This window comes from Maricaulis sp. MIT060901 (genome assembly GCF_047123815.1).
Taxonomy (GTDB): Bacteria; Pseudomonadota; Alphaproteobacteria; order Caulobacterales; family Maricaulaceae; genus Maricaulis.
On the sequence record NZ_CP138920.1, the window covers coordinates 2239305 to 2251960 of the forward strand.

At 61.1% G+C, this 12656-nt stretch carries 10 protein-coding genes; 4 read left to right on the forward strand and 6 right to left on the reverse strand.

Translation table 11 applies throughout. The features are described from left to right. Positions 1-29: 29 nt before the first annotated feature. The 5 genes from SIC17_RS10985 to SIC17_RS11005 form a co-directional block, all read right to left on the reverse strand. Complete coding sequence (locus SIC17_RS10985) at positions 30-866, reverse strand: thioredoxin family protein (protein ID WP_291891694.1); 837 nt, start codon at positions 864-866, stop codon at positions 30-32. Between the two features lie 74 nt (positions 867-940). Further along, positions 941-2803 (reverse strand): ABC transporter ATP-binding protein, encoded by a 1863-nt coding sequence (locus SIC17_RS10990; RefSeq protein WP_291891695.1) that lies wholly within the window; start codon positions 2801-2803, stop codon positions 941-943. Between the two features lie 258 nt (positions 2804-3061). Further along, positions 3062-4513, reverse strand: coding sequence for a M20/M25/M40 family metallo-hydrolase (locus SIC17_RS10995; protein WP_412545379.1), 1452 nt, complete (start codon positions 4511-4513; stop codon positions 3062-3064). Between the two features lie 93 nt (positions 4514-4606). Beyond that, positions 4607-5530: a thioesterase family protein gene (locus SIC17_RS11000; RefSeq protein WP_412545380.1), complete on the reverse strand. Its 924-nt coding sequence runs from the start codon at positions 5528-5530 to the stop codon at positions 4607-4609. A 17-nt stretch (positions 5531-5547) separates the two neighbouring features. Further along, positions 5548-5976 (reverse strand): transcriptional repressor, encoded by a 429-nt coding sequence (locus SIC17_RS11005; RefSeq protein WP_412545381.1) that lies wholly within the window; start codon positions 5974-5976, stop codon positions 5548-5550. Between the two features lie 113 nt (positions 5977-6089). On the opposite strand from SIC17_RS11005, the gene SIC17_RS11010 reads away from it, so the two are divergent. The 4 genes from SIC17_RS11010 to SIC17_RS11025 all read left to right on the forward strand — a co-directional run bounded on the left by SIC17_RS11010 (position 6090) and on the right by SIC17_RS11025 (position 12129). Next, positions 6090-8174 (forward strand): TonB-dependent receptor, encoded by a 2085-nt coding sequence (locus SIC17_RS11010; RefSeq protein ID WP_412545382.1) that lies wholly within the window; start codon positions 6090-6092, stop codon positions 8172-8174. 139 nt (positions 8175-8313) lie between these two features. Then, positions 8314-8934 carry an OmpW/AlkL family protein gene (locus SIC17_RS11015; protein WP_291891700.1) on the forward strand — a complete coding sequence of 207 codons (621 nt, stop codon included), beginning with the start codon at positions 8314-8316 and terminating at the stop codon, positions 8932-8934. 152 nt (positions 8935-9086) lie between these two features. Then, positions 9087-9866: a SapC family protein gene (locus SIC17_RS11020; RefSeq protein ID WP_291891701.1), complete on the forward strand. Its 780-nt coding sequence runs from the start codon at positions 9087-9089 to the stop codon at positions 9864-9866. Between the two features lie 145 nt (positions 9867-10011). Continuing rightward, positions 10012-12129 carry a protein-disulfide reductase DsbD family protein gene (locus SIC17_RS11025; RefSeq protein ID WP_291891702.1) on the forward strand — a complete coding sequence of 706 codons (2118 nt, stop codon included), beginning with the start codon at positions 10012-10014 and terminating at the stop codon, positions 12127-12129. On the opposite strand, the gene SIC17_RS11030 is transcribed toward SIC17_RS11025, so the two are convergent. Then, entirely contained in the window at positions 12126-12620 is a 495-nt protein-coding gene (locus SIC17_RS11030) for a hypothetical protein (RefSeq protein WP_412545383.1), read from the reverse strand. The two genes, SIC17_RS11025 and SIC17_RS11030, sit on opposite strands and share 4 nt — an antisense overlap. Positions 12621-12656: the final 36 nt, after the last annotated feature.

Sequence of the window (12656 nt, forward strand, 5' to 3'; positions counted from 1 at the left end):
GTCCAAAATCAATGCGTAAGAGATACGTGTTACCAGCGCTCGCTCTGGAAGGCCTGAAATCGCAGGCTGATATCCGGATCGGACTGGTCGAGCAGGGCGACGGTTGCTGCTGTTACCTCGGCCTCGCCAGCCATGTCGGTCAGGGCGTCCTCTACCGCACGATAGGCTTCGCGATACAGGCGCCGGGACTGGCGACGCATGCGGCTGCGCCAGGTGTCCACCTCGCCGGCCAGCTCCATGAAGTCCGCCGGGCGCTCGTCATCTTCCATGGCGCGCCAGCGGCCGATATCGACATAGGCCTCGGCCAGGCGTTCACCCTGTTCGGCTTCGAACACCTCGATCTCGATCAGCAGGGACTGATAGACCAGCGAGCTCTCAACCAGATCCATATCGCCTTCGCCGACAGCGAAGTCTGCGAAATATTCCCGGGCTTCCTCGGTTGTGCGGGAGGCTGCGGATCCCCAGTCATTGCGGCTATCGCGATTGAGCAGGCGCTCATCGGCGGGGTCCACGATGAAAACGGTCGGCGTGGCATAGATCGCGGCGACACCGAAACGCATCATCACGGCGTGGTTCTGGTCACGCCAGCCGACATCGATGAAGCGCAGCACGTAGTGTTCTTCCAGCGTGGCGGCGAGTTCCTCGTCCTGGAAGTGATGGGCCAGGCCACGGCTGTCATGGCACCAGTTGGCGCCCAGAACCAGCAGGACACGCTTCTGTTCGGCCAGGCCTTCCAGCAGGGCTTCATCAACGATAGCCATCGCGTCGTAATTCTCGTCGAACGGTCGCGGGTGCTCATCGTCCAGCGCGTGCGCCGGAACGATCAGAAGCAGAAAAAATCCAAGAGCAGCCAAAAGCCGGGGCATGTTTTTCTCCCAACACGTTAGACGTCGAGATAAATACACGTCCCGGCCTTCATATCCAGTTACGTCACTGTGAACTAGGTGGACGCGAGTTCAGCCAGGCGCGCATAGACGCCCTCACTACGACCCACAAGCTCATCGTGCCGACCCTGTTCAACGATCCGGCCCTGCTCGAACACCAGGATACGGTCGGCATCGCGGATGGTCGACAGACGGTGGGCAATGATGATCGTTGTCCGCCCTTTCATCACCGTATTCATCGCCGACTGGATCTCGCGCTCGGTCTCATTGTCCAGGCTCGACGTGGCCTCATCCAGGATCAGGATGGGCGCATCCGCAAGGATGGCGCGGGCAATGGCGACACGCTGGCGTTCACCCCCGGAGAGTTTCACCCCGCGCTCTCCGACAAGGGTGCGATACCCCTGGGGCAGGCGAATGATGAAGTCGTGGGCGTGGGCCGCCTTGGCCGCTGCCACCACATCCTCTGGCGAGGCCTGTGGATTGGCGTAGGCGATATTCTCCGCGATGGTGCGGTGGAAGAGCGCCGGATCCTGGGGCACCAGGGCGATGTGACGTCGCAGGCTGTCTTGCTTGACCGCACGCACATCCTGGCCATCGATCAGCACGGCGCCATCACTGACGTCGTAGAGCCGCTGGACCAGTTTCACGAAAGTCGACTTGCCCGAACCGGTCGGTCCGACCAGGGCGACTTTCTCGCCCGGGCGGATGGCCAGCTCGAAACCTGTGTAGAGCGGGCGTTCCTGGCCGGCATAGGTAAAGTCGACCTTGTCGAACCGGACCTCTCCCTGGTCGGGCTGGAACTCCGTCGCGTCGTCACGATCGCTGACCTCGGTTTCCTGGGCATCGAAAATCGCCAGATCCTGGATCTCGTCGAGACCGCGCTGGACCTGCTGCACCTGTTCACCAAAGCGGCGCATGTAACCCGAGACGATCATGTAGGCCGTCAGGGCCGCCACGACATCACCGGCGCTCGCACTGCCAATCGACCATTGCCAGACCAGCAGGCCGACCAGGGCCGCCTGCATGGTCAGGTCGGTGACGATGTTGACCAGCCAGGAGTTGACGAAACGGTTCCAGGTTTTCTTGGTCGCGGCACGCCAGCGCCAGGCCAGGCCGTGGAAACGGCCATCCTCGCGCGTTTCCGCACCAAAGCTCTTCACCGTGGCGATGCCGCCGATCGTATCCGCCAGCGCACCACCGATCTCGCTGTCCAGCGCGTTCGAGCGGATGTTCTGCGGGCGGATGTAATAGCGGCTCAACAGCAGGGAGGAGGCGATGAAGCCGCACATGATGACAAAGGCGATCCCGCCCACCAGCGGCCAGCGGATAGCCATCATCCCGGCAATGCCCAGCATCACGCCGATCGAGGGCGCGATACCCATGAAGATGTGCACGGTAATCGTGTCATAGGCCCACATGCCGCGCGTGATCTTGCGCACGACTGAACCGGCGAAGGTATTGGCATGCCAGTCCAGCGAGAAGCGCTGAACCTTGGCAAAGGCCTCCGTCGTCATGTCGGCCATGTTGGCAGATGAGAAGGGCACCTCGCAGCGCGAGGCCAGCTGACGCACGGCGTAGAAAACCACGGCAACGCCCAGATAGAGGGAGAAGGCGTCCCAGGGATTGCCCACGCCCGGGCCGGCCGACAGCGTGTCGATCAGGCGTCCTGCGGCGACCGGGATCACCAGCTCCATGATCGTGGCCAGAACCATGAAGAAGATCATGCCGGCCAGCAGCACGGGGCGACGGCGCCATTGCTTGGCCAGATAGGCCATGACAGCGGTATTGGAGAGGCTTTTCGTCCGCGGCTCATCATCCGGATCGGCGTACAGGCCTTCACGGACATCATCATGCAGATCGCGCGCGTCGATCAGGTCCTCGGTTTGTTCGGTATGGGCATCAAATGCAGAAGTCGACATCGGTCATCGAGCCGCAGGGCTCGCCTCGTGAATACGTTCAAATAACAACAGGGCTGGGGTCGACGGGAGACATCACCAGAGGACCGGCTGTTAAGCAGGGGCGCCTGGTGCGATGGCGGGCCGTCGGGGCCGCCCTCGATTGCTATTTGATGTTCTTCACGGGTGCCGTCTCCTGTAATTCGGGGGAGCCTGATTACGCCTGTTGGGCGAAATCAGCAAGCGCGGTGTTATTGAAAGTCCTCAGGTGTGGCGGATGGGTCACTCCTCCACCACACCCGCCTCAGCGATTACCGTGTAGAAAAAGCCGGACATGCGGGCGAGGTCCTCGACCGCGATGCGTTCGTCGTCGCCGTGGATGCGTGCGATATCGGCCATGACAGCCCGGGCTGGCGAGTAGCGGTAGAGATTATCTGCGGTGTCGGCAAAGGCGCGGACATCGGTTGCGCCGGTGACCATGAAGGGCACCATGGGTGTGCTCGGTTCTGCCTGACCCGCGGCGGCGCCGGCGATAAGGTCCCACGCGGCGCCATCAACATCAGCGACGGGCGGGGCGTTGCTGGCCCACCGGTTGGTCTCGATGGTCACGCCGTCCAGATGCGCCACGGAGCGGCGCAGATGTTCCAGTGCGCTTTCAACCGTGTCACGCGGATGCAGGCGCAGATTGATGGTGCCGGTGGCTTCCTGGGGAAGGACATTGTCCTTGACCCCGCCCTCGACAATGGTTGGCGCGATCGTCGTGCCGATCAGGGCGCGAGCGGCGTCCTGTTCCATCAGCTGGCCGCGGATCATCGGGCCGAAAATGCCGTTATTGGCCGCCGCAAATCCAGCCATGCCTTCCATCTCCGGCGCCATGGCTTCCAGCATGGCGCGTGTCGGTCCCTCATTCAGCGAGTGTTCGAACGGGTTCTCCTCGATCGCGGTGATGGCCCGGGCGAGCAGGCTGATGGCGGTGGCGCGCGGGGGCGTGGAGGAATGGCCGCCGCGGGCGCGGGCCGTGACGGTCACGGTCATATAACCCTTTTCGGCCACACCGATCATCGCTGCCGGCGCGTTGGTCATAGGGCTGTCGAGCACGGTCAGCCCGCCTTCATCCAGCGCGAACCAGGCGTGTTGGCCCTGATCGGCCAGGTATTGCGCGGCACGGCGCGCACCCAGTCCGCCCACCTCCTCATCGGGGCCGAGCGAGATATAGAAGGTGCGTTGTGGCTGTGTGCCGTTTTCCAGATGGCGTTCGACAGCATGAAGCAAGGCCATCAAATGCCCTTTCATGTCCAGGGTGCCACGGCCCCAGACAAATCCATCCGCGATGGTGCCGTCGAAGGGCGGATAGCTCCACTGGTCCTCGGTGCCTGGCTCGATGGGAACCACGTCCTGGTGTGCCAGAAGCACGACCGGCTGGGCGTTTTCATCGCTGCCAGTCCAGGTGAAGAGCAATTGCCCGTCGCCAAGGTCCTGAGGGCTGAGCCGTGCATGCATCAAGGGAAAGCGCTCGGCGAGAAAGGCGCGGAAACCCTCGAACTCTTCCCAGCTGGCGCGGGGATCGAAGGCAGAAGAAATCGTGCGGTACTGGATCGCCTGTGACAGGTCGCGAGCGATCTCATTGGCGTCAAACACGACGTTCTGGCGCAGCGGACGGGTCTCGTCGGCCGTGGGCGCGCCACAGGCAGACAGCGCCAGCATGCCGGACGCCAGCAGGATGCGGATATTCATGGGTCTCGACCTTCCCCAGAGTGTGGTCCAGGCGTGTGGGCCCCGGAACTTGTTTTGTTCGAGAGTTTCGAAGCTCGACCGTCGAGGCAAGTGTCAGGCCCGGATGCCCTTGACCACAGCCGCTTCGAGCATGGCTCGGAAATGCGCATTGGGTTCAACCAGCTTGCGGGCGTCGAGATCCATTGGGGCAGCAACGCCTTCCATGGTCCACCAGGGTTTGCCCGTGGCCGGGTCGAGCACCCAGTGCACGAGATTGCGCACTTTCGGACTGACGGATTTCAGGCCGGACCGGATCACATAGCCATCACCCTCACGCGGCCAGCGACGGGGCAGGATGCGGGTTTCCAGCAGGGCGCTGCCAATGCGGTTGTCCAGCTCGCCCTTGTGGAACGCGACTTCCTCGGGAAAGGCACCGATGAAATTGACCACACTGTTGGAGACCCGACCCAGGAATACATCCGCGCGGATACGTCCGAAGGGGCCGATATCCTGGCCGGTGAAACGGCCCATGCCGATCTGTTCCAGACCCATCTGGTCCGCTCGCGCGAGCGAGGCATTGCCGACGCTGTCATATTCCTCGATGCCGCGCGGAGCGGCCGTTGGGTCTTTTTCGATCTTGAGCGTGTCGGCGGCCGCGGCAAAACGATCCGGCCAGCTGAACGCCCGACCTTCGGACGGCGAGACATGTTCCAGCACCAGCTGGAATGTCGCTGCGACGCGGCCGGATCCGCCATGGCGCATTATCAGTTCGGCATGCATCAGCGTGTCGGTATGGCCGGTGATCCCGCCCTCGATCATCAGCGGCGCACCGGGATGGGCCTCGGCGAGGAATTTGATGTGCAGGGAGCGCGCCAGCAGGGTGGCGTAGTTGTCTGAGCGGAAGACATTGCCCAGACCGGCCATGGCGGCGAGATTGCCGACCGCCTCGCTGGCCTTGGCAAGATAGAACTGGACATTCATATGCCCCAGCTCGTCACATTCCCAGGCGTTTGCATTGCCGCGCCAGAGCTCGACCATGTCGTGCGCTCCGCTTGTCAGTGCGTACAGTTTCTGCAATGCCCGAAATGCTCGATGACCGACCGGTCGATCTTGAAGCCTTCCGGTGCATTGGTCGGGGTGGCCGAGCCGTGGCGTTCCTCGACCGTGCCGCAGTCGGAACAGATAAAGAGTTCCGCGCCGCCCTCGTCGTGGGAATGCGTGCAGCCGACAAAGGCGTTCAGCGCTTCAACCTTGTGAACAAGGCCCAGCCCCATCAGGAAATCGAGCGCGCGATAGACTGTTGGTGGCTTGGCGGTGCCAGCCTCCGGGTTCAGCGCCTCGAGCAGGTCATACGCCTTGACCGGCCCATCCCAGCCCAGCACGAGCTCGAGCACGCGCTTGCGGATGGGGGTCAGGCGTTCGCCGCGCTCCTGGCACAGGCTTTCGGCCGCTTCGAGGGCCTGGGAAGATTGGGAACGACTCATATTTGCAACATGTAATGAGGTTCGTGCAGGATTCCCAGTGTGTGTGCTTGTCAATGCTGTTGGTGTGACATTATAACGTCGCCAGTGTTACCAAATAACGTATCGGGATTGCTATGCGTACGCTCCTCCTCACGACCACCAGCCTGTTGCTGGCGGCTCCGGCGCTGGCTCAGGAAACTGAAGTCATCACCGTCACGTCCACCATTCTGCAAACCGGTGCTGACGAGATCACTGGCTCGGTTGAAGTGATTGACCGCACTCACATCGAAGAGAACCTGTCCGGTTCCCTGGCTGACACCATTGCCCATGAGCCGGGTGTCTCCACGACCTTTTTCGGCCCGGCAGCAAGCCGTCCGGTTATTCGCGGTCTGGGTGCTGACCGTGTGCGTGTCCTCAATAATGGTGTTGGCCTGATTGATGCCTCGACCTCCAGTCCGGACCACGCCGTGGCCTCCGAGGCGCTGGAAGCCGAGCGTGTCGAAATCCTGCGCGGCCCGGCGGCAATCGCGTACGGCGGCGGTGCTATCGGTGGTGTCGTGAACGTCATCGACGGTCGCATCCCGGAGGAGCGTGTTGAAGACCGTCTCGAGGGGCGTTTCTATCTTGGCCACACCACGGTTGATAACGGCGAGACGGCTGCAGGTCAGATCCGTTTCAACGCCGGTTCCTTGGTCTTCAACCTGGAAATGATGACCCGTGACGCCGAGGATTATGACATCCCGGGCTTCTCCGAGAGTGCGCTGGCGCGTGCCCTCGAGGAAGAAGAGCACGAGGGTGATCACGAGGACGAGGATCACGAGGAAGAGGAAGAAGTCTTCGGCACCGTCGAGAACTCTGGCCTCGAATTCTCAACCGGTTCCGTGGGTGTGTCCTGGGTCGGCGAGAACGGCTTCATCGGTGTGTCCTACAAATCTACCGACGCGCTCTACGGCATTCCGGGTGGCCATGGTCACCACGAGGAAGAGCATGACGAGGATGAGGACGAGGATCATCACGACGAGGAAGAAGAACATCACGAGGAAGAGGGCGGTGTAGCCATCGATCTCATCCAGACTCGTTACGACCTGCGCGGCGAGTTCCGCAATGTTTCCGAGTTCATCAATCGCGTTCGTTTTTCCTTTGGCACGGCCGAGTACAAACATGTCGAGCTGGAAGGTGACGAAATCGGCACGCTGTTCAGCAATGAGGGCTGGGAAGGCCGTTTCGAAACGCGTTTTTCCACTATCGAACTTGGCGGTGGCAATCTTGACTCCGCCGCTGGCATTCAGGCCTTCTCCCGCGACTTCGTTGCGCAGGGCGAGGAAGCCTTTGTCCCGCCATCCCTGACTGAAGACTTCGGTCTCTTCCTGGTCGAGCGCTGGGATACAGGCGCCTGGGGTCTTGAGGGCGGACTTCGCCTGGAGAACCGCGATATCGAGACCGCCGGGACGTCTCGCAGCTTCGATACATTCTCGATCTCCGGTTCCGCCTTCTGGCGCCCGCAGGAAAACACCTTCCTGGCCGTAACACTGTCCTCCAACGAGCGTGCTCCGACGGATGTGGAGCTGTTCGCCGATGGTGAGCACATCGCCACCTCCACGGTCGAGAACGGTGACCCGGATCTGGACGTGGAAAGCGCTGTCTCGATCGAATTCACGGCCCGTACCGAGTTTGGCAGCTGGGCGTTTGAAGGCGCGGCTTTCCACGCCGAGTATGACGGTTTCATCGGTGCTTTCCCGACCGGTGAGGAAGAGGAAGAATTCCTGGTTGTTGAATACCGCCAGGAAGACGCCAGCCTCAGCGGCTTCGAGGGTCGTCTGGAAGGTCCCCTGGGTGAGTTTGCCGGCTGGAATCTGAGCGGTGAACTGACGGGCGAGTATGTCAACGCATCCATCGATGCGGGTGGTGACATGCCGCGCATCCCGCCGCTTTCCTTCACTGCAGGTGTGTCTGCCGAGATGGGTGTGCACCAGCTGCATGGTGAGGTCGTCTGGGCCGGGGAACAGGACAATGTCGCGGAATTCGAGCTTCCGACCGAGGGCTACACCTTGCTCAACGCTCGCTACTCCGTGACCCCGTTCGAAGATCGTGGCATGCGGATCATCCTGGAAGGCCGTAACCTGGCTGACGAGGAAGCGCGTTTGCACACGTCCTTCCTGAAAGATGCACTCCCGCTGCCGGGTCGCAATTTCCGTGCGGCTCTGGTGATGGATTTCTAACGTAAATCCAACGTATTACGCCTTGTGCGTCAGCCTGCCGCGCGGCAGGCTGACGCGCGGCGAAACGCGCAGTATCTCGCGCGGACTGGCAGGTCCACAAAGTCCCTATCTTTACTGGGGACAAACAGGGGGCCTAGCCATGAAAAAGCTTCTCCTCGCCGCGACCGCTCTTGCCATGACCGCTGCTGCTCCGGCTTTTGCCGAGAGTGGCGACTGGCTGATCCGCCTGCGTGCAATCGACGTTATGCCGAATGAAGGCGCGAGCATCGATCCGATCGGCGGCGATGTGGATATCGACAACTCCATCGTGCCTGAACTCGACATCACCTATTTCTTCCAGGATCAGTGGGCTGTTGAACTCATTCTGGGTGTGACCCCACACGATGTCTCAGCGGTGGGCACAGCTGCCGACGATATCGACCTGGGTGAGGTAACGCTGCTGCCGCCCACGTTGACGGTGCAGTATCACTTCAATCCAGAAGGTACCGTTCGTCCTTATGCCGGCGCAGGCATCAATTACACGCATTTCTTCGACAAGAACCTGCCAAGTGGCAGCGCGTTGAGCACGATCGACTATGACGCCAGCCTCGCTCTCGCCGTTCAGGCAGGCATCGATTTCGACATGGGCAATGACTGGTTCTTCAACGTTGATGCGAAATACATCGATATCAACACGGACGTGACGATCGATGGCGCCATCACGGCGGATGTGGACATCGACCCGGTCATTATCGGCCTCGGTTTCGGTCGCCGGTTCTGATCACAGTTTTTCAACTCAGAAGAGAGCGCCAGGTGACTGAGTCGCCTGGCGTTTTCATTTTCAGTGGTTTTTGCGCCTGTTGTGCATGCCTGCATTGATGCTGGCGCGTCGATGGGCTATCAACCCCCAAACGTTTAATAGGGGTATCTACCATGGCTGACGCAGCGACCAACGAGCCGCGCCTCACCGGACAAGTTCCGCTCTACAAGGAAGTAGAGCCGCTTAATCGTCAAAAACACGCGACCTACGGCGTGAACGCGGTTTCCAGCCCGTTCAGCTTCCTCAAGGAATGGCATTTTGTGCCAGCCATCGCGGCCGAGTTCGCCGTTGCAAGCGGCAGCTATCCGATCGTCTTCCTTGGTGACAAGAAGATGCCGGTCGTTGTCATGGGCCTTCGCGCAGGTTCCAACCTGTTCGTGAATGATGGTCAGTTCGACACGGACCACTACGTTCCGGCCTATGTCCGCCGTTATCCGTTCGTCAGCGCGTCCAACCCGGGCGATCAGCCGTCCACGATCTGCATTGATGTTGGCGCCGACTTCGTCGTCACCGAGAATGCAGAGCGTCCGTTCTTCGACGAGAAGGGCGAGCCGACCGAATACACGCAGCAGGCTATCGACTATGTGTCCGCTTTCGAGCGCGACGCAAAGATCACCGAGGCTGTTGTTGAGCGTCTCACTGCTCTCGACCTGTTCGAGAAAAAAGAGATCAAGGTTGCCAACCCGCAAGATCCGGAAAATCCGGTCACGGTTGCTGACTATTTCGGCGTATCCCAGGAGAAGTTCAACGCTCTCAGCGACGACCAGATTGTCGAGCTTCACAAGAATGGTGACCTTGGTGTCATCACGGCTCATCTGATCTCTCTGCAGCGCTGGGACCGCATCATGCGCCGTGTTGCCACGGACATGCAGGCTCAGCCGCAAAACGCGTAAGTTCGCGTTTGACCTGAACGAGAAGCGGCCGCGCTATTTGCGCGGCCGTTTTGCGTTCTGCATCACCTTTCCGCGAGGCTGGTTCGACAGCGGGGTTTTTCCCTCTATATGAACCGCCGACACCACAAGGTTTCTGGGCGAGCAAATGCGATTTTTCCTGCTTCTTCTTTCGATTGCGGCTCTGTTCTCGACTGGCGCCCGGGCGTCGTCGTTGGAGCCTGACTGGATGCAGGCGGAAGAGATTATCGACGCCAGCCTGATTGCTGAACGTGCGGCGACGGCTCCCGGAGACAGTTTCAATATTGGTCTCCACCAGATCATTCCGGACGGTTGGCATACCTATTGGCGCAATCCCGGCGATTTCGGTCTGCCCATCGAGTTGGACTGGGATGTGCCGGAAGGTGTCGAGATCGGTGAGATCTACTGGCCCGCCCCGGAAGAGCTGCCGCTGGGCGACGGCGCCATCATGGATTACGGCTATCACGACGAAGTTGTGCTGGCCCTGCCGGTTCGAGTAGCCGAGAATTTCTCCGGTGAAAGCTTGACCCTCAATGTCGTCGCCGACTGGCAGGTCTGTGAAGAAGTCTGTGTCCCTGAAACCCGCGAGCTCTCCCTGACCATCGATGTGGGGCCGGAACCGTGGAATACAGAGGACGCCTTCTGGCTGATCCAGGCCGCTATCGAGGCGGAGCCCGCTGTTACCGATGCACTGTCCGGTGTCATGCAGCGCTTTGACGATCAGATCGTATTGATGCTGGAAGGTGCGTTTCTCGACGGTGAGTGGCGTGAGTTGACCTTCTTCCCCTTCGATGGCGCCCTGATCGCGCACGCCCTGGAGCCGCGGGTCCAGACCGACGACCAGGGACGTCTGAACCTCACCTACGAGGCCAGTTTCAAGATGGGGCCGGAGCTCAGCCTGCCGCAATCCGGCCTGCTGGCTGTCGAGCGCAACCTTGGCGGTGACTTCTGGGAACGCGAGGTCGTTGAATTCCAGTTTGGTGCTGGCGAAGTCGGGATTGTTCCCGAAACTCCTGTCCTGCCTGTGCCGGAACAGGCGATGGACGCCAACATGCTGACCATCCTGGTGTTTGCTTTTCTGGGCGGGCTGATCCTCAACCTGATGCCGTGTGTTTTCCCGGTTCTGTCGATCAAGGTGCTCAAATTTGTTGAGGTGGCGCATGCCGACGCTGCTCGCGTGCGCAGCTATGGCCTGCTCTTTCTGGCCGGCGTGGTGCTGAGTTTCGTTGTTCTCGCCGGTTTGCTGGTTGGGCTGCGCGAGTTCGGCCTGCCAGTGGCCTGGGGTTTCCAGCTGCAATTGCCGATCGTGGTGGCCGCTCTCGGACTGCTCTTCTTCACCATTGGTCTCAATCTGTTCGGCGTCTTCGAGATCGGTGGCTCCGTTCAGGGGCTGGGCGCAGGCCTCGCTGATGATGACGGTGCCAAGGGCGCTTTCTTCACCGGCGTGCTCGCGGTTGTGGTTGCTGCGCCCTGTGTCGGTCCCATGGCGGCCGGTGCGCTGGGGCTGGCCCTGACGCAGCCTGCCATCGTCGTTCTGGCTGTTGCCGCCATGATGGGTGTGGGCCTGGCTTTGCCGTTCGTCGTCCTGGCCTTTGCTCCACAATTGCTGCGTTACCTTCCCAAGCCGGGTGCCTGGATGGTGACGTTCAAGCAATTCCTGGCCTTCCCGATGTTCGCCTCCATGGTGTGGCTTGTCTGGGTCCTGTCGATCCAGGCCGGATCCATGGGCGTGCTCTGGTTCGGTATCGCAGTCCTGGCCCTGTCCTTTGGCATCTGGGCTGTGAAACAGTCTGCCGGTGTGTGGAAGCTGATCGGCGCGCTGGGATTTGCTGCCATGCTGGCGAGCGTCCTCGTCATCGCACGGCTGCCTGCTGCGACCAGCACCTCGACCGTGGCTGAGCACGAGCAGGTCTGGAGCGCTGATACCGTTGTCGAGGCGCAAATGGCCGGGCGCGCGGTCTTTGTCGATGTTACGGCGGCGTGGTGTGTGACCTGCCAGGTCAACAAGATGCGTGTGCTCAGTGACGGTGATGTGCAGGCGGCCTTCAACGCGGCGAATGTCGTGCAGATGAAGGCGGACTGGACCAATCGCGATGACGACATCACCCAGCTGATCTATTCCCACGGCCAGGCGGGCGTGCCGCTTTATCTCTTCTACCCGGCAGGTGGTGGAGAGGCTGTCGTGCTGCCGAATGTTCTGACGGAAACGGTTGTCCTGGATGCGATCCGCGCGGCGACGGGCTAGCCGTTCGAGCAGGACATTCCGCTGAGTTCCACGCCGGCATCATCGACGGCCGGAGCGATTTCCTCGGCATCACGCAGCAGGGCGGAAAGATTGCGATAGATCCGTGCCTGGTCGCCGGAACTATCCGCCTCGTTCAGCGCCTCCAGCCGATCCGCCGCATCTTCGGACATGCCCCGGAAAATGCACTGCAGGTCCTGCGGGCCGTCCGCCTGCGCGATTGCGCGCGACAGGCGCATGGCGTCGACGGAGAATTGTTCCAGCTCGAAATAGAACGGGTCTTCAATGTCCAGCGGCTGGGCAGGTGCTGCGGGCGTCGAGGCTGCGAGAACGGCGCGTTCGTCCGCCTGTTCACGCAAATCTGCAGCAAACTCGGAGAAATCCGTTCCCGGACCCGCAAGGGCCGAGGCGCTGAGACCGATGACAGACGCAATACTCAAAACCAGGCGACGCACTGACAACTCCACACGCTGGGACACCCTAATCGAGGGCATCTTGACTGAACGGGCTTGCAATCCGGTGAACGAAAG

Excerpts from the sequence above, each read along its gene's own strand:
- SIC17_RS10985 (WP_291891694.1), bottom strand. The coding sequence starts at position 866 with ATGCCCCGGCTTTTGGCTGCTCTTGGATTTTTTCTGCTTCTGATCGTT.
- SIC17_RS10990 (WP_291891695.1), bottom strand. The coding sequence starts at position 2,803 with ATGTCGACTTCTGCATTTGATGCCCATACCGAACAAACCGAGGACCTG.
- SIC17_RS10995 (WP_412545379.1), bottom strand. The coding sequence starts at position 4,513 with ATGAATATCCGCATCCTGCTGGCGTCCGGCATGCTGGCGCTGTCTGCC.
- SIC17_RS11000 (WP_412545380.1), bottom strand. The coding sequence starts at position 5,530 with ATGGTCGAGCTCTGGCGCGGCAATGCAAACGCCTGGGAATGTGACGAG.
- SIC17_RS11005 (WP_412545381.1), bottom strand. The coding sequence starts at position 5,976 with ATGAGTCGTTCCCAATCTTCCCAGGCCCTCGAAGCGGCCGAAAGCCTG.
- SIC17_RS11010 (WP_412545382.1), top strand. The coding sequence starts at position 6,090 with ATGCGTACGCTCCTCCTCACGACCACCAGCCTGTTGCTGGCGGCTCCG.
- SIC17_RS11015 (WP_291891700.1), top strand. The coding sequence starts at position 8,314 with ATGAAAAAGCTTCTCCTCGCCGCGACCGCTCTTGCCATGACCGCTGCT.
- SIC17_RS11020 (WP_291891701.1), top strand. The coding sequence starts at position 9,087 with ATGGCTGACGCAGCGACCAACGAGCCGCGCCTCACCGGACAAGTTCCG.
- SIC17_RS11025 (WP_291891702.1), top strand. The coding sequence starts at position 10,012 with ATGCGATTTTTCCTGCTTCTTCTTTCGATTGCGGCTCTGTTCTCGACT.
- SIC17_RS11030 (WP_412545383.1), bottom strand. The coding sequence starts at position 12,620 with ATGCCCTCGATTAGGGTGTCCCAGCGTGTGGAGTTGTCAGTGCGTCGC.